Genomic DNA, 18,298 nt, shown 5'->3' with positions numbered 1-18,298 from the left:
GGCTTTTTTATGGCACTATCGGCGTCACTCTCTTCTGACAAGGATCTGTTTTGAACGGTGAACTTATTTGGGTCTTAAGCCTGCTTCTTATCGCGATTATTCTGTTTGCGACCGGCAAAGTCCGCATGGATGCCGTGGCCCTGCTGGTGATCGTGGCCTTTGTGCTCAGCGGCACCTTAACCCTCCCGGAAGCCTTCTCTGGCTTTAGCGATCCCAACGTTATTTTAATTGCCGCCCTGTTTATCATCGGCGACGGCCTGGTGCGCACCGGCGTGGCGACCAGTATGGGCTCATGGCTGGTCAGCGTGGCGGGCAACAGCGAAACCAAAATGCTGATCTTTTTGATGCTGACCGTCGCCGGGCTGGGGGCGTTTATGAGCTCCACCGGGGTGGTGGCAATCTTTATTCCGGTGGTGCTGAGCGTTTCGATGCGCATGCAGATCTCGCCCTCGCGCCTGATGATGCCGCTCAGTTTCGCCGGGCTTATCAGCGGCATGATGACGCTGGTGGCCACGCCGCCGAACCTGGTGGTCAACAGTGAACTGCTGCGTGAGGGGCTGGAAGGTTTTAGCTTCTTTAGCGTGACGCCGCTGGGGCTGGTGATCCTCGTGCTGGGTATTATCTATATGCTGCTGACCCGCTTTGCCCTGAAGAGCGATAAGCAGGATAAACCTCGCGACGGCTGGAAGCGCCGTACCTTCCGCGATCTGATCAAAGAGTATCGCCTCACCGGACGGGCCCGCCGCCTGGCGCTCCGCCCTGGCTCACCGCTGATCGGTCAGCGTCTGGATGACCTGAAACTTCGCGAACGCTACGGGGCAAACGTTATTGGTGTGGAACGCTGGCGTCGTTTTCGCCGGGTGATTGTGAACGTTAACGGCGTATCGGAGTTTCGCGCCCGGGACGTGCTGCTGATTGATATGTCTTCCGCGGATGTCGATCTGCGCGACTTTTGCAGCGAACAGCTGCTGGAGCCGATGGTTCTGCGCGGGGAGTATTTCTCCGATCAGGCGCTGGACGTGGGGATGGCGGAGGTGTCGCTGATCCCCGAGTCGGAGCTGCTCGGTAAAACCATCCGCGAAATAGGCTTTCGTACCCGTTACGGTCTGAACGTGGTGGGGTTAAAACGCGACGGTGTAGCGATGGACGGCTCGGTGGTAGATGAGCCCCTGGAACTGGGGGATATCTTCCTGGTGGTGGGCAACTGGAAGCTGATCACCCAGTTGGGTCAGAGAGGTCGCGATTTTGTGGTGCTCAATTTACCCATCGAAGTGAGCGATGCTTCTCCCGCCCACAGCCAGGCGCCGCACGCCATTTTTTGTCTGGTGCTGATGGTCGCCCTGATGCTGACCGACGAAATCCCTAATCCGGTGGCAGCGATCGTGGCCTGCCTGCTGATGGGCAAATTCCGCTGTATCGACGCTGAAAGCGCTTACAAAGCGATTCACTGGCCGAGCATCATTTTGATTGTCGGCATGATGCCCTTTGCGCTGGCGCTGCAAAAAACCGGTGGGGTCGATTTGGTGGTGAAAGGGTTGATGGAGCTGGGGGGAGGCTACGGCCCTTACATGATGCTGATGTGTCTGTTTGTCATGTGCGCCACCATCGGGCTGTTTATCTCCAACACCGCAACTGCGGTCCTGATGGCACCCATTGCGCTGGCGATGGCGAAATCGATGGGGGTATCGCCTTATCCCTTTGCGATGATGGTGGCGATGGCCGCGTCAGCCGCCTTTATGACGCCGGTCTCGTCACCGGTTAACACCCTGGTGCTGGGACCCGGCAAATACAGCTTCAGCGACTTCGTGAAGCTCGGCGTGCCCTTCACCATTCTGGTGATGGTGGTATGCATAGTGATGATCCCGGTGTTGTTCCCGTTTTAAAGCAGCGGGATACGGTTTTGTAGGCCGGGTAAGGCGAAGCCGCCACCCGGCAACACATTACAACGGCGAATCCTGGCTGATCTCATCCAACGACAGCTGGAAGCTCGGAACAAACACCTGCATAAAGTAGTCCATCTCCTGACTGCGGCGCGCCTCAAGGGTCTTTTCCAGGCGGGTTTTCGCCAGTAGAAACTCATGATTGCCGGCTGAGAGCTCTTCCAGACATTTCAGGTAGGCGCAGAGCGCGTCCGCCTGCTTGACGATCGACCGATCCTCTTCGCTGTAGCTCTGCTCGTCAATCAGCGGCTCGAAGATATCCCGCAGCTCTTCCGGCACCATATCGACCAGTTTTTGCTGAGCGATTTTCTCGATCGCTTTGTACTCCTGGGCAATTTGCGAATTGAAGTACTTCACCGGGGTCGGCAGATCGCCCGTCAGCACCTCAGAGGCATCATGGTACATCGCCAGCAGGGCGATACGTTCGGCATTGACCTGGCCGTTAAACTTGCGGTTTTTGATGGCTGCCAGCGCGTGGGCCACCATGGCAACCTGCAGACTATGCTCGGAGACGTTCTCGGTACGCACGTTACGCATCAGCGGCCAGCGGTTAATCAGTTTCAGGCGGGAAAGATGGGCGAAGAAATGACTCTGACTCATAAGTTACCTTTGGTCTTGCACAGCGACAGGTTTCATTGTGAGGGGAGGGGCGGTGAGATGCAAATCGGGCTACCAGTGGCAGCCCGAGGGTCGAATTACTGATGGTATCCGCCGAGGAATCGCCCGAAGCGGCTGATGGCCATCTCCAGTTCATCCTCACGCGGCAGGGTAACGATGCGCACATGGTCCGGCCATGGCCAGTTAAATGCGGTGCCCTGCACCAGTAACACCTTTTCCTGCAGCAGGAAATCGAGGACCATCTTCTGATCGTCAAAGATGTTGAAGCGTTTGATATCAATTTTCGGGAACATATAGAGCGCGCCGTTTGGCTTCACGCAGGAGACGCCCGGAATATCGTTAATCAGCTCCCAGGCGCGTTGACGCTGCTCATACAGGCGCCCGCCAGGCACGATAAATTCACTGATGCTCTGATAGCCGCCCAGTGCCGTCTGGATCGCATGCTGGGCCGGTACGTTGGCGCACAGACGCATGGAGGCCAGCATCTCCAGACCTTCGATATAGCCTTTGGCGTGTTTCTTCGGCCCGTTCAGCACCATCCAGCCCTGACGGAAACCGGCGACGCGGTAGGTTTTGGACAGCCCGTTAAAGGTGACGGTCAGCAGATCCGGCGCCAGCGCCGCAATGGAGTGGTGCTGCGCCGCGTCGTACAGGATTTTGTCGTAAATCTCGTCCGCGAAGATGATCAGGTTATGCTGGCGGGCCAGCTCGACAATCTCCAGCAGTAGCTCTTTAGAATAAACGGCGCCGGTTGGGTTGTTCGGGTTGATGATGACGATCCCGCGGGTGCGCGGGGTGATTTTGGCTCGAATGTCATCCAGGTCCGGGAACCAGTCAGCGGATTCATCACACAGGTAGTGCACCGCTTTACCGCTGGAGAGCGACACCGCCGCGGTCCACAGCGGATAATCCGGTGCCGGGACCAGCATTTCGTCACCGCTGTTCAGCAGGGCCTGCATCGCCTGGACGATCAGCTCGGAAACACCGTTACCAATATAGATATCTTCTACGGTGACATCGCGCATGCCCTGCGCCTGATAGTGCTGCATGATGGCTTTACGCGCAGAGTAGAGACCTTTGGAGTCGCTGTAGCCTTGCGCCGTCGGCAGGTTGCGGATCACATCAACCAGAATTTCATCCGGTGCATCAAAACCAAATGGCGCCGGGTTGCCGATATTGAGCTTAAGTACTTTATTACCTTCTTCTTCGAGACGTTTTGCCTCTTTAAGAACCGGGCCACGAATGTCGTAACAAACGTTATCTAACTTGCTGGATTTTTCGATGGGTGACATGAATCTTTAACCTTTTCGCTGTTATTGCTACTTCCTGCCGTGGAAGTTAGCACGGAACAATGTACTCCTCGCTTGGCCGATTTTGAAGCGTTGGCAGAAGAAGATTTTGTCCATTCCCCGAAAGTGATATTGAAATTTTTAACTGTTTTTTAACTTTGCTTACATTTTATGGGCCATATTTTTATTGTTATTTGGTGATTTATTTTGGTTGTAGCGTATTAAAATGGATTTTACGCTGTAAAAAAGCCGCGTATTGAGCGACTTAGGCTGGCAGTGCTACAGTTTCCTACAGGAACATTTCGTAAAAGCTGAATGAAATGCAGTAGCGTTTACTTCCCTGCCTTTTTATATAAAGGTTGCCCGTGTGAATTTAATGTTAAGTATTATTAATCATTAAGTCTTGATCGAATTATTAGTTATTTCCAAATAAAGGCGAAATCGCAACTTTCGTTAATATAAATAAAATTAGTTTAGCGAGTTATCAATCAGGTTAAATCACTGGAAACGCAATAAGGCTTATAAATAAAAAGGTTTTAGGGTAAGATGTCACTGAGTTTAGCGAAGAAAGATAACAGGTCACTCCAGGCCTTGATACGTTAACCTTTAATAGTTTATTGTTATTGTTAGAATTATCTCTGCCTTGAGAAGTTAAGTGACACCATTGCTGCTTAACCTGTACTGCGATAAAGTTGACGTTGGAAATGCATCTTCTTTTATGGAATTTACATCATCCGGCAAACATCTATATATCTCGAACGTTGTTGAGAATAAAAATATCGTCAGATAAGTTGTTTCTGACCACTGATATACCCAGCACAATTACATTACGCAGGCACAATGCCAGACCGGGACGTCAGAGGATTTTTTTCAGAAGGAACTGTATTACTTTTACGCACACAGCTTAAACCCGGGGCAGCTCCGTACGAGCAACCTGTAAGTGAAAAGATATGATTAATGCAAATCGTCCGATACTGAATCTCGACCTCGATCTGCTGAGAACCTTTGTGGCGGTCGCCGATCTGAACACCTTTGCTGCTGCCGCGGCCGCAGTTTGCCGTACCCAATCTGCGGTCAGTCAACAAATGCAACGACTGGAGCAACTGGTGGGTAAAGAGCTTTTTGCCCGTCATGGCCGCAATAAGCTGTTAACGGAACACGGGATTCAGCTGCTGGGTTATGCCAGAAAAATCCTACGTTTCAATGATGAAGCATGTACATCCTTAATGTTTAGTAATCTGCAGGGTGTCTTAACTTTAGGTGCGTCTGATGAGTCGGCGGATACTATTCTGCCGTTCCTGCTCAACCGCATCAGTTCGGTTTATCCGAAACTTGCGCTGGATGTCAGGGTTAAACGCAATGCCTATATGGTCGATATGCTGCAGGAGCAGGAGGTCGATCTGGTGGTCACTACTCACCGTACCGGCCAGTTTAACAGTCTGACGCTGCGTACTTCGCCGACGCACTGGTACTGTGCCGCAGAATTTTCTCTGCAGCGCGGGGAGCCGGTTCCGCTGGTGCTGCTGGACGATCCCAGCCCGTTCCGCGACATCGTGCTGGCCACGCTCAATGCCGCCAACGTGCCATGGCGACTCGCTTATGTAGCCTCAACGCTGCCTGCGGTTCGCGCAGCGGTAAAAGCGGGGCTTGGCGTCACGGCACGCCCGGTTGAGATGATGAGTCCGGATTTACGGGTATTAGGGAAAGCGGATGGATTGCCTGCGCTGCCGGATACGGAGTATATGCTGTGCCACAACCCGCTCAGCAAAAATGAACTGGCGCAAACCATTTTTAACGCCATGGAAAACTACGACAACCCCTGGCAGTACAACAATGTTACTCCGGAAGGGGGGGACGACACCCTGGTGACCGAGCGCGATTTCGAGTAAACGAATCACTCATAATTTGATAACAATTGTTCCAACGAAAAAGAACCACTACGGCTGAAGACCAGCAAAGTGGTTCTTTTTTTGCATCTGCCCCCTGAGGTTTACCTTACGTTTACGACAATCTTGTTCAATATCAATCCGATAGTTGTCCATCCTGCCTTGCAAAACTCGCTTCCCCGCTTCTCTCTAATGTCAATGGGCATGTTAAAAAAGCAGCAAAGATGTTGCCGTTTTTTTGATTGAATTAACAAAAGCGTGTCACAGATCAAGAAAATACTCCTCTTTGGGGGGAGGAATCAGCGGCAAATCCTGTCAAAATAGACGGGTAATCTTTGTATTAGATTGATACGGACTCGATTCAACACCCCCACGCCGGAACGCGCCTCACACTTTTTGAGGGTAAAGGGCATTAAATGTTAATGAAGATCGAACGATGTAATCTAATGTGAAGAAACTTTTGTTAAAGTTGACAAAAGGTTATAGAAAGGAGTAAAAAACCACATCATTTTGCTGTCTATGTCTCATTTTTCGACAGTTAGTGTACGGTTATTTGTTCCTCCCCATGAATCGATGTGATGCCCATCTGCCAGAAAGAGCAGGGTTTTCAGGTATCACTTTTGATGAGTAAGCAATGAGTATGTCAACATCCACAGAAGTCATCGCTCATCACTGGGCATTCGCAATCTTTCTTATCGTTGCCATTGGCCTGTGCTGCCTGATGCTTATCGGCGGCTGGTTCCTCGGCGGTCGCGCCCGGGCAAGGCACAAAAACACGCCATTTGAATCGGGTATCGATTCGGTAGGTACCGCGCGTTTACGCCTGTCCGCCAAGTTCTATCTGGTGGCCATGTTCTTCGTCATCTTTGACGTGGAAGCGCTTTACCTGTTCGCATGGTCGACCTCCATTCGTGAGAGTGGCTGGGTAGGCTTTGTCGAGGCCGCAATTTTCATTTTAGTGTTACTGGCCGGTCTGGTTTATCTGGTGCGTATCGGCGCGCTGGACTGGACACCTGCACGTTCACGCCGTGAACGTACCAACCCGGAAAACAGTATCTCTAATCGTCAGCAGTAACAGCGAGGCAATAAGATGGATTATACGCTCACCCGCATAGATCCTAACGGTGAGAATGACCGTTACCCCCTGCAAAAGCAGGAGATCGTAACCGACCCCCTGGAGCAAGAAGTCAATAAAAGCGTGTACATGGGCAAGCTCGAAAATGCCATGCACGATATGGTCAACTGGGGTCGTAAGAACTCCATCTGGCCATACAACTTTGGCCTTTCTTGCTGCTACGTTGAAATGGTGACGTCATTCACTGCGGTGCATGACGTTGCGCGTTTTGGTGCAGAAGTACTGCGTGCCTCTCCGCGTCAGGCTGACCTGATGGTGGTAGCGGGAACCTGCTTTACCAAGATGGCGCCGGTCATTCAGCGTCTGTACGACCAGATGCTCGAGCCAAAATGGGTTATCTCCATGGGTGCTTGTGCAAACTCTGGCGGTATGTACGACATTTATTCTGTTGTGCAAGGTGTAGATAAGTTCATCCCGGTGGACGTTTACATCCCGGGCTGCCCACCGCGTCCAGAAGCCTATATGCAGGCTCTGATGCTGTTGCAGGAGTCGATTGGCAAAGAACGCCGTCCGCTCTCCTGGGTCGTGGGCGACCAGGGCGTGTACCGCGCTAACATGCAGTCCGAACGCGAGCGTAAACGCGGCGAACGTATTGCAGTGACCAATCTGCGTACACCGGACGAAATTTAATTTGCGCCTGTGGGCATGGAGATAACCTTCGCATATCACTATTCAAATAGCGCGAAGCCACGCCCGACAGTCACCACGGACCTTTTGCAATGGTGAACACTATGACCGACTTAACCGCGCAAGACGCCGCCTGGCAAACACGGGATCATCTGGATGACCCGGTCATTGGCGAACTGCGCAACCGTTTTGGGCCGGATGCCTTTACTGTTCAGGCCACCCGCACCGGGGTACCCGTTGTTTGGGTGAAGCGTGAGCAGTTACTGGAAGTGGTTGATTTCTTAAAGAAACTGCCTAAACCTTACGTTATGCTGTTTGACTTACACGGCATGGACGAACGTCTGCGTACTCACCGCCACGGTTTACCCGCGGCGGATTTTTCCGTTTTCTACCACCTGCTCTCAATAGACCGCAACACGGATATCATGCTCAAGGTGGCGTTGTCTGAAAACGACATGCATCTGCCGACGATCACCAAACTTTTCCCGAACGCCAACTGGTATGAGCGTGAGACCTGGGAAATGTTCGGCATGACCTTTGACGGTCACCCGCACCTGACGCGCATCATGATGCCGCCAACCTGGACCGGTCACCCGCTGCGTAAAGACTACCCGGCGCGCGCCACCGAATTCGACCCGTTTGAGCTGACCAAAGCCAAACAGGATCTGGAGATGGAAGCGCTGACCTTCAAGCCGGAAGACTGGGGCATGAAGCGCGGTACCGACAACGAGGACTTCATGTTCCTCAACCTCGGTCCAAACCACCCGTCTGCGCACGGTGCATTCCGTATTATTCTTCAGCTTGATGGCGAAGAGATTGTCGACTGCGTTCCGGATATCGGTTACCACCACCGTGGTGCTGAGAAGATGGGCGAGCGTCAATCCTGGCACAGCTACATTCCGTATACCGACCGTATCGAGTACCTCGGCGGCTGCGTAAACGAAATGCCATACGTGCTGGCCGTTGAGAAACTGGCGGGTATCACCACCCCGGATCGCGTTAATGTGATCCGCGTGATGCTGTCAGAACTGTTCCGTATTAACAGCCACCTGCTGTACATCTCCACCTTCATTCAGGACGTCGGCGCGATGACTCCGGTCTTCTTCGCCTTTACCGATCGTCAGAAAATCTACGATCTGGTGGAAGCGATTACCGGTTTCCGTATGCACCCGGCCTGGTTCCGTATCGGCGGGGTGGCACACGATCTGCCGCGCGGCTGGGACCGTCTGCTGCGTGAATTCCTCGACTGGATGCCGAAGCGTCTGGCCTCCTACGAGAAAGCCGCGCTGCGTAACACCATCCTGATTGGCCGTTCTAAAGGCGTTGCTGCCTATGGCGCGAAAGAGGCGCTGGAGTGGGGTACAACAGGTGCAGGTCTGCGTGCCACCGGTATTGATTTCGACGTGCGTAAAGCCCGTCCTTACTCTGGCTACGAGAACTTCGACTTTGAAGTCCCGGTTGGCGGCGGTGTATCCGACTGCTACACCCGCGTGATGCTGAAAGTGGAAGAGCTGCGCCAGAGCCTGCGCATCCTTGAGCAGTGCCTCAATAACATGCCGGAAGGCCCGTTCAAAGCGGATCACCCGCTGACCACGCCGCCACCGAAAGAGCGCACGCTGCAGCATATCGAAACCCTGATCACGCACTTCCTGCAGGTTTCCTGGGGCCCGGTCATGCCGGCGCAAGAATCCTTCCAGATGATCGAAGCGACTAAGGGTATCAACAGTTACTACCTGACCAGCGACGGCAGCACCATGAGCTACCGTACCCGTGTGCGTACGCCAAGCTTCGCGCACCTGCAGCAGATCCCGGCCGCCATTCGCGGCAGTCTGGTCTCCGACCTGATTGTGTATCTGGGTAGTATCGATTTTGTTATGTCAGATGTGGACCGCTAATTATGCACGAGAATCAACAACTACAAACCGAGGCTTTTGAGCTGAGTGAAGCAGAACGTGCCGCCATTGAGCACGAGATGCACCACTACGAAGACCCACGTGCGGCGTCCATTGAAGCGCTGAAAATCGTACAGAAACAGCGTGGTTGGGTGCCGGATGGGGCGATCTATGAGATCGCAAAAGTGCTGGGTATTCCGGCAAGTGACGTAGAAGGCGTAGCCACGTTCTACAGCCAGATCTTCCGTCAGCCGGTTGGCCGCCATGTGATCCGCTACTGTGACAGCGTCGTTTGTCACATCACCGGTTATCAGGGCATCCAGGCCGCTATCGAGAAAAAGCTCGATATCAAGCCAGGGCAGACCACCTTTGATGGTCGCTTTACCCTGCTGCCAACCTGCTGCCTGGGCAACTGCGACAAGGGGCCGACCATGATGATTGATGAGGACACTCACAGCCATCTGACGCCGGAAGCCATTCCTGACCTGCTGGAGCAGTACAAATGAAAACTGTAATTCGTACTGCTGAGACTCATCCGCTGACCTGGCGTCTGCGCGATGACAAACAGCCGGTATGGCTTGAAGAATACGAGAGCAAAAACGGCTACGCCGGGGCGCGCAAAGCTCTGAGCGGTATGGCGCCGGACGAAATCGTTAATGCGGTAAAAGACGCTGGCCTGAAAGGGCGTGGCGGCGCAGGCTTTTCCACCGGTCTGAAGTGGAGCCTGATGCCGAAAGACGAATCCATGAACATCCGTTACCTGCTGTGTAACGCCGATGAAATGGAGCCAGGCACCTATAAAGACCGCCTGCTGATGGAGCAGCTGCCGCACCTGCTGGTGGAAGGCATGCTGATCTCCGCGTTCGCGCTGAAAGCCTACCGCGGCTACATCTTCCTGCGCGGCGAGTACATCGAAGCAGCAGAAAACCTGCGTCGCGCGATTGCCGAAGCCACTGAAGCGGGCCTGCTGGGCAAAAACATTCTCGGCACCGGTTTTGACTTCGAGCTGTTCGTGCACACCGGGGCAGGGCGTTATATCTGTGGTGAAGAGACCGCGCTGATTAACTCCCTCGAAGGCCGCCGTGCTAACCCGCGTTCCAAGCCACCGTTCCCGGCGAGCTCCGGCGTATGGGGTAAACCGACCTGCGTTAACAACGTCGAAACCCTGTGTAACGTTCCGGCCATCCTCGCTAACGGCGTGGAGTGGTATCAGGGCATCTCTACCAGTAAAGACGCCGGTACCAAACTGATGGGCTTCTCCGGTCGCGTGAAGAATCCTGGCGTCTGGGAACTGCCGTTTGGCACCACCGCCCGTGAGATTCTGGAAGACTACGCCGGTGGCATGCGTGATGGCCTGAAATTCAAAGCCTGGCAGCCGGGTGGGGCAGGGACGGACTTCCTGACTGAATCCCATCTCGATCTGCCAATGGAATTCGAAAGCATTGGTAAAGCAGGCAGCCGTCTGGGTACGGCGCTGGCGATGGCCGTCGACCACGAGATCGGCATGGTACCGCTGGTGCGTAACCTGGAAGAGTTCTTCGCCCGTGAGTCCTGCGGCTGGTGTACACCGTGCCGTGATGGTCTGCCGTGGAGCGTGAAGATCCTGCGTGCTATCGAGCGTGGCGAAGGCCAGCCTGGTGATATCGAGACACTTGAGCAACTGTGTCGATTCCTGGGCCCGGGTAAAACCTTCTGTGCGCATGCGCCAGGTGCGGTTGAGCCGCTGCAGAGCGCGATTAAATATTTCCGCGACGAATTCGAAGCAGGCATCAAGCAACCGTTCAGCAATACCCATTCAATCAATGGTATTCAGCCGAACCTGTTGAAAGCGCGCTGGTAAAAACAGAATTTTGATTAACGCTCGGAGTTAATTCGAGCCAACTGGAAGCATGCTAATGGCTACGATTCATGTAGACGGCAAAGAATACGAGGTCAATGGCGCGGACAACCTGCTGGAAGCTTGTCTGTCCCTCGGCCTTGATATTCCGTATTTTTGCTGGCATCCGGCGCTGGGGAGCGTCGGTGCTTGCCGCCAGTGTGCGGTGAAGCAATATCAAAACGCGGAAGACACGCGTGGTCGCCTGGTGATGTCCTGTATGACGCCAGCCACCGAAGGTACCTTTATTTCTATCGACGATACGGAAGCGAAACAGTTCCGTGAAAGCGTGGTGGAGTGGTTGATGACCAACCACCCGCACGATTGTCCGGTCTGTGAAGAGGGCGGTAACTGCCACCTTCAGGATATGACCGTGATGACCGGGCACAGCTTCCGTCGTTACCGTTTCACCAAGCGTACCCACCGTAACCAGGATCTGGGGCCGTTCATCTCTCACGAAATGAACCGCTGCATCGCCTGCTATCGCTGCGTGCGTTACTACAAAGACTACGCCGACGGCGAAGATCTGGGCGTCTATGGCGCACATGACAACGTCTACTTCGGTCGTCCGGAAGACGGTGTGCTGGAGAGCGAATTCTCCGGTAACCTGGTCGAAATCTGTCCGACCGGCGTCTTCACCGATAAAACGCACTCCGAGCGTTACAACCGTAAATGGGACATGCAGTTTGCGCCAAGCATCTGCCAGCAGTGCTCCCTCGGCTGTAACACCAGCCCGGGTGAACGCTATGGCGAACTGCGTCGTATCGAAAACCGTTACAACGGTACCGTTAACCACTACTTCCTCTGCGACCGCGGTCGTTTCGGCTATGGCTATGTGAACCTGAAAGACCGTCCGCGTCAGCCGGTTCAGCGCCGTGGCGACGACGTCATCACCCTGAACGCCGAGCAGGCGATGCAGGGCGCGGCAGATATTCTGCGCCAGTCGAAGAAAGTGATCGGTATCGGCTCCCCGCGTGCCAGCGTTGAAAGCAACTTCGCGCTGCGTGAGCTGGTGGGTGCGGATAACTTCTACACCGGTATCGCTCAGGGCGAGCAGGAACGTCTGCAGCTGGTGCTGAAAGTGCTGCGCGAAGGCGGGGTTCATACTCCGGCCCTGCGCGAAATCGAATCCTATGATGCGGTTCTGGTATTGGGTGAAGATTTAACCCAGACCGGCGCTCGCGCTGCCCTGGCGGTTCGTCAGGCGGTGAAAGGGAAGGCGCGTGAAATGGCAGCGGCCCAGAAAGTGGCTGACTGGCAGATCGCAGCGATCCTCAACATCGGTCAGCGCGCCAAACATCCGCTGTTTGTCACTAACGTCGACAATACCCGTCTGGACGACATCGCGGCCTGGACCTACCGTGCCCCGGTTGAAGATCAGGCGCGCCTCGGCTTTGCTATCGCCCACGCGCTGGATAGCAGCTCCCCGGCCGTTGAACTGGATCGCGATCTGCAGAACAAGGTTGACGTGATCGTGCAGGCGCTGGCCGGTGCGAAGAAACCGCTGATCATTTCCGGTACTAACGCCGGTAGCGCAGAGATCATTGAAGCGGCTGCCAACGTGGCTAAAGCCCTGAAAGGTCGCGGTGCGGACGTTGGCGTGACCATGATTGCCCGTGCGGTAAACAGCATCGGTCTGGGCATGATTGGCGGCGGCTCTCTGGAAGAAGCGTTAAGCGAACTGGAATCCGGTTCTGCTGACGCGGTGGTGGTGCTGGAAAACGACCTGCATCGTCATGCTTCTGCTGCCCGCGTGGATGCCGCTCTGTCTAAAGCGCCGCTGGTGATGGTTATCGACCATCAGCGCACGGCAATCATGGACAAAGCGCATCTGGTGCTCTCTGCGGCAAGCTTCGCTGAAAGCGACGGCACCGTGGTGAACAACGAAGGCCGCGCCCAGCGCTTCTTCCAGGTTTATGATCCGGCTTACTACGACAGCAACATCGTGATGCTGGAAAGCTGGCGCTGGCTGCACTCCCTGCACAGCACCGTGCTGAGCCGTGAAGTGGACTGGACCCAGCTCGACCACGTGATCGACGCTGCCGTGGCACAACTGCCGCAGCTGGCAGGCATTAAAGATGCGGCACCGGAAGCCAGCTTCCGTATTCGCGGCCAGAAACTGGCCCGTGAACCGCACCGCTACAGCGGTCGTACCGCGATGCGTGCCAACATCAGCGTGCATGAACCGCGTCAACCGCAGGACAAAGACACCATGTTCGCCTTCTCGATGGAAGGGAACAACCAGCCGTCTGCACCGCGTTCGCAGATCCCATTCGCATGGGCGCCAGGCTGGAACTCCCCGCAGGCATGGAACAAGTTCCAGGCCGAAGTGGGCGGTTCTCTGCGTCACGGCGATCCGGGCGTACGTCTGTTTGAAGCAAGCGAAACCGGTCTCGAGTTCTTCTCCACCGTGCCGGCACGCTTCCAGGCGGAAGAGGGTAACTGGCGTATTGCACCGTACTACCATCTGTTTGGTAGCGACGAAATGTCCCAGCGTTCCCCGGTCTTCCAGACCCGTATGCCGCAGCCATACATCAAGCTCAACCCGGCAGATGCCGCGAAGCTTGGCGTCAACGCAGGCGCGAACATCAGCTTTAGCTATGAAGGCCAGACAATCAGCCTGCCGCTGATTATCTCTGAAGGTCTGACAGCAGGGCAGGTGGGTCTGCCGATGGGTCTGCCTGGCATCGCGCCAGTGCTGGCGGGTGCGCGCCTTGATAACCTGCAGGAGGCAAAAGCATGAGTTGGTTTACGCCCGATCTTATCGACATCCTGCTGAGCATCCTGAAAGCGGTTGTTATTCTGCTGGTGGTCGTTACCTGCGGCGCGTTCATGAGCTTTGGTGAACGTCGTCTGCTCGGTCTGTTCCAGAACCGTTACGGACCGAACCGCGTGGGCTGGGGTGGTTCACTCCAGCTGGTCGCGGACATGATCAAGATGTTCTTTAAAGAGGACTGGGTTCCGCGCTTCTCGGATCGCGTGATCTTTACTCTGGCACCGATGATCGCCTTTACCTCGCTGCTGCTGGCGTTTGCTATCGTTCCGGTCAGCCCGACCTGGGTTGTGGCGGATCTGAACATCGGGATCCTGTTCTTCCTGATGATGGCAGGCCTCGCGGTCTACGCGGTGCTGTTCGCCGGCTGGTCCAGTAACAACAAATACTCCCTGCTGGGTGCGATGCGTGCGTCTGCGCAGACCCTGAGCTACGAAGTGTTCCTGGGTCTCTCCCTGATGGGCGTGGTGGCGCAGGCCGGTTCATTCAACATGACCGACATCGTCAACAACCAGGCCGACATCTGGAACGTGATCCCGCAGTTCTTCGGTTTTGTTACCTTTGCTATCGCGGGCGTGGCGGTGTGTCACCGTCACCCGTTTGACCAGCCAGAAGCCGAACAGGAACTGGCCGACGGTTACCACATTGAATATTCCGGTATGAAATTCGGTCTGTTCTTTGTGGGCGAGTACATCGGTATCGTCACCATTTCCGCGTTGATGGTAACGCTGTTCTTTGGTGGCTGGCATGGCCCGTTCTTACCGCCGTTCATCTGGTTCGCGCTGAAAACCGCGTTCTTCATGATGATGTTCATTTTGATTCGCGCAGCATTACCGCGTCCGCGTTATGACCAGGTAATGTCCTTCGGCTGGAAAGTGTGCCTGCCGCTGACGCTCGTCAACTTGTTGGTAACGGCGGCTGTCATTCTCTGGCAGCAGCCATAAGGGGCTTTAGACCATGACCTTGAAAGAAATTTTGGTAGGCACCGGCACCCAGTTGCGCAGTATCTGGATGATCGGCCTGCACGCGTTTGCCAAACGCGAAACCCGGATGTACCCGGAAGAGCCGGTATATCTGCCGCCGCGCTACCGTGGCCGTATCGTGCTGACGCGCGATCCGGACGGTTCGGAGCGCTGCGTTGCCTGTAACCTGTGTGCGGTAGCCTGTCCGGTCGGCTGTATCTCTCTGCAAAAAGCCGAGACGGTAGACGGTCGCTGGTACCCGGAGTTCTTCCGCATCAACTTCTCACGCTGCATCTTCTGCGGTCTGTGTGAAGAAGCGTGCCCGACCACGGCGATTCAGTTGACCCCGGACTTCGAGCTGGGCGAATACAAGCGTCAGGATCTGGTGTACGAAAAAGAGGATCTGCTGATTTCCGGTCCGGGCAAATACCCGGAATATAACTTCTACCGGATGGCGGGTATGGCAATCGACGGCAAAGATAAGGGCGAAGCAGAGAACGAAGCCAAGCCTATCGACGTCAAGAGCCTGTTACCGTAAGGAGAGGGGCAATGGAATTCGCTTTTTATATCTGTGGCCTGATCGCCATCCTGGCTACGCTGCGAGTGATTACGCACACCAACCCGGTGCATGCGCTGCTCTATTTAATCATTTCGCTGCTGGCCATCTCCGGGGTGTTCTTTGCGCTGGGCGCACACTTTGCGGGTGCGCTTGAAATCATCGTTTACGCCGGGGCCATTATGGTTCTGTTCGTCTTCGTGGTGATGATGCTGAACCTCGGCGGCTCGGAAATCGAACAGGAACGTCAGTGGCTGAAACCGCAGGTGTGGATTGGTCCGGCAATTTTGTCGGCCATCATGCTGGCGGTGATCGTTTACGCCATTCTGGGCGTTAATGACCAGGGTATCGACGGTACGCCAATCAGCGCCAAAGCGGTGGGTATCACCCTGTTCGGGCCATACGTACTGGCGGTTGAACTGGCCTCGATGCTGCTGCTGGCAGGCCTGGTCGTGGCATTCCACGTCGGTCGCGAAGAGCGTGCTGGCGAGGTGCTGAGCAACCGCAAGGACGACAGCGCGAAAAGAAAAACGGAGGAACGCGCATGATCCCTTTACAACACGGACTGATCCTCGCAGCGATTTTATTCGTGCTGGGCTTAACCGGTCTGGTTATCCGCCGCAATCTGCTGTTTATGCTGATTGGCCTGGAGATCATGATCAACGCTGCCGCGCTGGCCTTTGTGGTCGCCGGTAGCTACTGGGGCCAGACCGATGGTCAGGTGATGTACATTCTCGCCATCAGCCTTGCGGCTGCCGAAGCGAGTATTGGCCTGGCGCTGTTACTGCAGCTCCACCGTCGCCGCCAGAACCTGAACATCGATTCAGTAAGTGAGTTGCGTGGATGAACATGCTTGCCTTAACCATTATTTTTCCGCTGATCGGCTTCCTGTTGCTGGCGTTTTCTCGCGGCCGCTGGTCTGAGAATCTGTCTGCAACCATCGGGATGGGCTCAATCGGTCTGGCTGCGCTGGTCACAGCGTATGCGGGTATCGACTTCTTCAGTAACGGACGTCAGGCCTACAGCGTGCCGCTGTGGACCTGGATGTCAGTCGGTGATTTCAACATCGGTTTCAACCTGGTGCTGGATGGTCTCTCTCTGACCATGCTCTCCGTGGTGACCGGCGTGGGCTTCCTGATCCACATGTTCGCCTCCTGGTATATGCGCGGTGAAGAGGGTTACTCCCGCTTCTTCGCCTACACCAACCTGTTTATCGCCAGCATGGTGGTTCTGGTGCTGGCCGATAACCTGCTGCTGATGTATCTCGGCTGGGAAGGCGTAGGTCTCTGTTCTTACCTGCTGATCGGTTTCTACTATACCGATCCGAAGAATGGCGCAGCGGCCATGAAAGCGTTCGTCGTGACCCGTGTGGGTGACGTCTTCCTCGCCTTCGCGCTGTTCATTCTCTACAACGAACTGGGCACGCTGAACTTCCGCGAAATGGTGGAACTGGCGCCAGCGCACTTCGAAGCAGGCAACAACATGCTGTGGTGGGCAACCCTGATGCTGCTGGGTGGTGCTGTGGGTAAATCCGCACAGCTGCCGTTGCAGACCTGGCTTGCTGACGCGATGGCGGGTCCAACCCCTGTCTCCGCGCTGATCCACGCCGCGACCATGGTGACCGCCGGTGTCTACCTGATTGCGCGTACCCACGGTCTGTTCCTGATGACCCCGGAAATCCTGCATCTGGTGGGTATCGTAGGTGCGGTAACGCTGGTGCTGGCAGGCTTTGCTGCGCTGGTGCAAACTGACATTAAACGCGTTCTCGCTTACTCCACCATGAGCCAGATTGGCTACATGTTCCTGGCGCTGGGCGTCCAGGCGTGGGATGCGGCGATTTTCCATCTGATGACGCATGCGTTCTTTAAAGCGCTGCTGTTCCTCTCGTCCGGTTCGGTGATCCTCGCCTGCCACCACGAGCAGAACATCTTCAAGATGGGCGGTCTGCGCAAATCCATTCCGCTGGTTTACGTCTGCTTCCTGGTGGGCGGCGCGGCGCTGGCGGCACTGCCGCTGATCACCGCGGGCTTCTTCAGTAAGGACGAAATCCTGGCGGGCGCCATGGCAAATGGTCATATCAATCTGATGGTTGCGGGTCTGGTCGGTGCATTCATGACCTCTCTGTATACCTTCCGTATGATTTTCATCGTCTTCCACGGTAAAGAACAAATTCACGCTCACGCAGGGAAGGGGATCACCCACCACCTGCCGCTGATTGTGCTGCTGGTACTCTCCACTTTCGTTGGCGCGATGATTGTGCCACCGCTGCAGGGTGTACTGCCGGACACCACCGAGCTTGAGCACGGTCGCGTTCTGACGCTTGAAATCACCTCGGGTGTGGTCGCCATTGCGGGCATCCTGATTGCTGCATGGCTGTGGCTCGGTAAACGTACGCTGGTAACTGCCGTTGCCAACAGTGCGCCGGGCCGTCTGCTGGGCACCTGGTGGTACAACGCGTGGGGCTTCGACTGGTTGTACGACATGATCTTCGTGAAACCTTTCCTCGGCATTGCGTGGCTGATTAAACGCGATCCGCTGAACTCACTGATGAACACCCCGGCAATCCTCTCCCGCTTTGCAGGTAAAGGCCTGCTGTTCAGCGAGAACGGGTATCTGCGCTGGTATGTGGCGTCCATGAGCATCGGTGCGGTTGTGGTGCTGGCGCTGCTGATGGTATTGCGTTGATCGTTAAGTGAATTTAATTCGAATTCGTTGAAAATCAGGCCCCTTCCGGGGGCCTTAAA

Annotated in this window: 15 protein-coding genes; 13 read left to right on the top strand and 2 right to left on the bottom strand. The window is 55.2% G+C overall.

What is annotated here, in order from left to right:
- Positions 1–50: 50 nt before the first annotated feature.
- A complete protein-coding gene (locus tag SOM40_RS16260; RefSeq protein WP_312188406.1) occupies positions 51–1,883 on the top strand; it encodes an SLC13 family permease in 1,833 nt (610 codons plus the stop codon).
- 57 nt (positions 1,884–1,940) lie between these two features.
- On the opposite strand, the gene yfbR is transcribed toward SOM40_RS16260, so the two are convergent.
- Both yfbR and SOM40_RS16250 read right to left on the bottom strand, forming a co-directional pair.
- On the bottom strand, positions 1,941–2,540 hold the full coding sequence (yfbR, locus tag SOM40_RS16255; RefSeq protein ID WP_106996029.1) for a 5'-deoxynucleotidase: 600 nt from the start codon (positions 2,538–2,540) through the stop codon (positions 1,941–1,943).
- A 95-nt stretch (positions 2,541–2,635) separates the two neighbouring features.
- Positions 2,636–3,850, bottom strand: coding sequence for a pyridoxal phosphate-dependent aminotransferase (locus SOM40_RS16250; RefSeq protein WP_032612793.1), 1,215 nt, complete (start codon positions 3,848–3,850; stop codon positions 2,636–2,638).
- A 947-nt stretch (positions 3,851–4,797) separates the two neighbouring features.
- Between SOM40_RS16250 and lrhA the strand changes: the two genes are divergently transcribed.
- The 12 genes from lrhA (at position 4,798) to nuoL (ending at position 18,239) form a co-directional block, all read left to right on the top strand.
- Positions 4,798–5,736, top strand: a complete 939-nt coding sequence (gene lrhA / locus SOM40_RS16245; protein ID WP_320530356.1) for a transcriptional regulator LrhA — start codon at positions 4,798–4,800, stop codon at positions 5,734–5,736.
- Positions 5,737–6,367: 631 nt separating this feature from the next.
- Positions 6,368–6,808, top strand: coding sequence for an NADH-quinone oxidoreductase subunit NuoA (gene nuoA, locus SOM40_RS16240; RefSeq protein ID WP_166183049.1), 441 nt, complete (start codon positions 6,368–6,370; stop codon positions 6,806–6,808).
- Between the two features lie 15 nt (positions 6,809–6,823).
- A complete protein-coding gene (nuoB, locus tag SOM40_RS16235) occupies positions 6,824–7,498 on the top strand; it encodes an NADH-quinone oxidoreductase subunit NuoB (RefSeq protein ID WP_032612787.1) in 675 nt (224 codons plus the stop codon).
- 89 nt (positions 7,499–7,587) lie between these two features.
- Positions 7,588–9,390, top strand: a complete 1,803-nt coding sequence (gene nuoC / locus SOM40_RS16230; RefSeq protein WP_225758352.1) for an NADH-quinone oxidoreductase subunit C/D — start codon at positions 7,588–7,590, stop codon at positions 9,388–9,390.
- 2 nt (positions 9,391–9,392) lie between these two features.
- Positions 9,393–9,893: an NADH-quinone oxidoreductase subunit NuoE gene (gene nuoE, locus SOM40_RS16225; protein WP_320530355.1), complete on the top strand. Its 501-nt coding sequence runs from the start codon at positions 9,393–9,395 to the stop codon at positions 9,891–9,893.
- Positions 9,890–11,227 carry an NADH-quinone oxidoreductase subunit NuoF gene (gene nuoF, locus SOM40_RS16220; protein ID WP_225758353.1) on the top strand — a complete coding sequence of 446 codons (1,338 nt, stop codon included), beginning with the start codon at positions 9,890–9,892 and terminating at the stop codon, positions 11,225–11,227. Before nuoE ends, nuoF begins: the two co-directional genes overlap by 4 nt.
- A 55-nt stretch (positions 11,228–11,282) precedes the next feature.
- Positions 11,283–14,006: an NADH-quinone oxidoreductase subunit NuoG gene (gene nuoG, locus SOM40_RS16215; protein ID WP_225758354.1), complete on the top strand. Its 2,724-nt coding sequence runs from the start codon at positions 11,283–11,285 to the stop codon at positions 14,004–14,006.
- Positions 14,003–14,980: an NADH-quinone oxidoreductase subunit NuoH gene (gene nuoH, locus SOM40_RS16210; RefSeq protein ID WP_142486547.1), complete on the top strand. Its 978-nt coding sequence runs from the start codon at positions 14,003–14,005 to the stop codon at positions 14,978–14,980. Before nuoG ends, nuoH begins: the two co-directional genes overlap by 4 nt.
- A 13-nt stretch (positions 14,981–14,993) precedes the next feature.
- Positions 14,994–15,536, top strand: a complete 543-nt coding sequence (gene nuoI, locus SOM40_RS16205) for an NADH-quinone oxidoreductase subunit NuoI (protein ID WP_225758355.1) — start codon at positions 14,994–14,996, stop codon at positions 15,534–15,536.
- Between the two features lie 11 nt (positions 15,537–15,547).
- Positions 15,548–16,102, top strand: coding sequence for an NADH-quinone oxidoreductase subunit J (gene nuoJ, locus SOM40_RS16200; protein ID WP_106996022.1), 555 nt, complete (start codon positions 15,548–15,550; stop codon positions 16,100–16,102).
- Positions 16,099–16,401, top strand: coding sequence for an NADH-quinone oxidoreductase subunit NuoK (gene nuoK / locus SOM40_RS16195; RefSeq protein ID WP_032612773.1), 303 nt, complete (start codon positions 16,099–16,101; stop codon positions 16,399–16,401). Before nuoJ ends, nuoK begins: the two co-directional genes overlap by 4 nt.
- Positions 16,398–18,239 (top strand): NADH-quinone oxidoreductase subunit L, encoded by a 1,842-nt coding sequence (gene nuoL / locus SOM40_RS16190; protein ID WP_261644415.1) that lies wholly within the window; start codon positions 16,398–16,400, stop codon positions 18,237–18,239. The genes nuoK and nuoL overlap by 4 nt, the downstream gene beginning before the upstream one ends.
- The last annotated feature ends 59 nt before the right edge of the window (positions 18,240–18,298 follow it).

This window comes from Leclercia sp. CFBP8987, assembly GCF_034044995.2.
GTDB classification, from domain to species: domain Bacteria; phylum Pseudomonadota; class Gammaproteobacteria; order Enterobacterales; family Enterobacteriaceae; genus Enterobacter; species Enterobacter tamurae.
Note: the sequence above shows the minus strand (reverse complement) of the source record. Positions and strands in the feature narration are given on the sequence as shown.

Coding starts and splice junctions, on each gene's coding strand:
- nuoA (WP_166183049.1), top strand. CDS start 6,368: ATGAGTATGTCAACATCCACAGAAGTCATCGCTCATCACTGGGCATTC.
- lrhA (WP_320530356.1), top strand. CDS start 4,798: ATGATTAATGCAAATCGTCCGATACTGAATCTCGACCTCGATCTGCTG.
- nuoC (WP_225758352.1), top strand. CDS start 7,588: ATGGTGAACACTATGACCGACTTAACCGCGCAAGACGCCGCCTGGCAA.
- nuoK (WP_032612773.1), top strand. CDS start 16,099: ATGATCCCTTTACAACACGGACTGATCCTCGCAGCGATTTTATTCGTG.
- nuoL (WP_261644415.1), top strand. CDS start 16,398: ATGAACATGCTTGCCTTAACCATTATTTTTCCGCTGATCGGCTTCCTG.
- yfbR (WP_106996029.1), bottom strand. CDS start 2,540: ATGAGTCAGAGTCATTTCTTCGCCCATCTTTCCCGCCTGAAACTGATT.
- nuoE (WP_320530355.1), top strand. CDS start 9,393: ATGCACGAGAATCAACAACTACAAACCGAGGCTTTTGAGCTGAGTGAA.
- nuoJ (WP_106996022.1), top strand. CDS start 15,548: ATGGAATTCGCTTTTTATATCTGTGGCCTGATCGCCATCCTGGCTACG.
- nuoB (WP_032612787.1), top strand. CDS start 6,824: ATGGATTATACGCTCACCCGCATAGATCCTAACGGTGAGAATGACCGT.
- SOM40_RS16250 (WP_032612793.1), bottom strand. CDS start 3,850: ATGTCACCCATCGAAAAATCCAGCAAGTTAGATAACGTTTGTTACGAC.
- nuoI (WP_225758355.1), top strand. CDS start 14,994: ATGACCTTGAAAGAAATTTTGGTAGGCACCGGCACCCAGTTGCGCAGT.
- nuoH (WP_142486547.1), top strand. CDS start 14,003: ATGAGTTGGTTTACGCCCGATCTTATCGACATCCTGCTGAGCATCCTG.
- nuoF (WP_225758353.1), top strand. CDS start 9,890: ATGAAAACTGTAATTCGTACTGCTGAGACTCATCCGCTGACCTGGCGT.
- nuoG (WP_225758354.1), top strand. CDS start 11,283: ATGGCTACGATTCATGTAGACGGCAAAGAATACGAGGTCAATGGCGCG.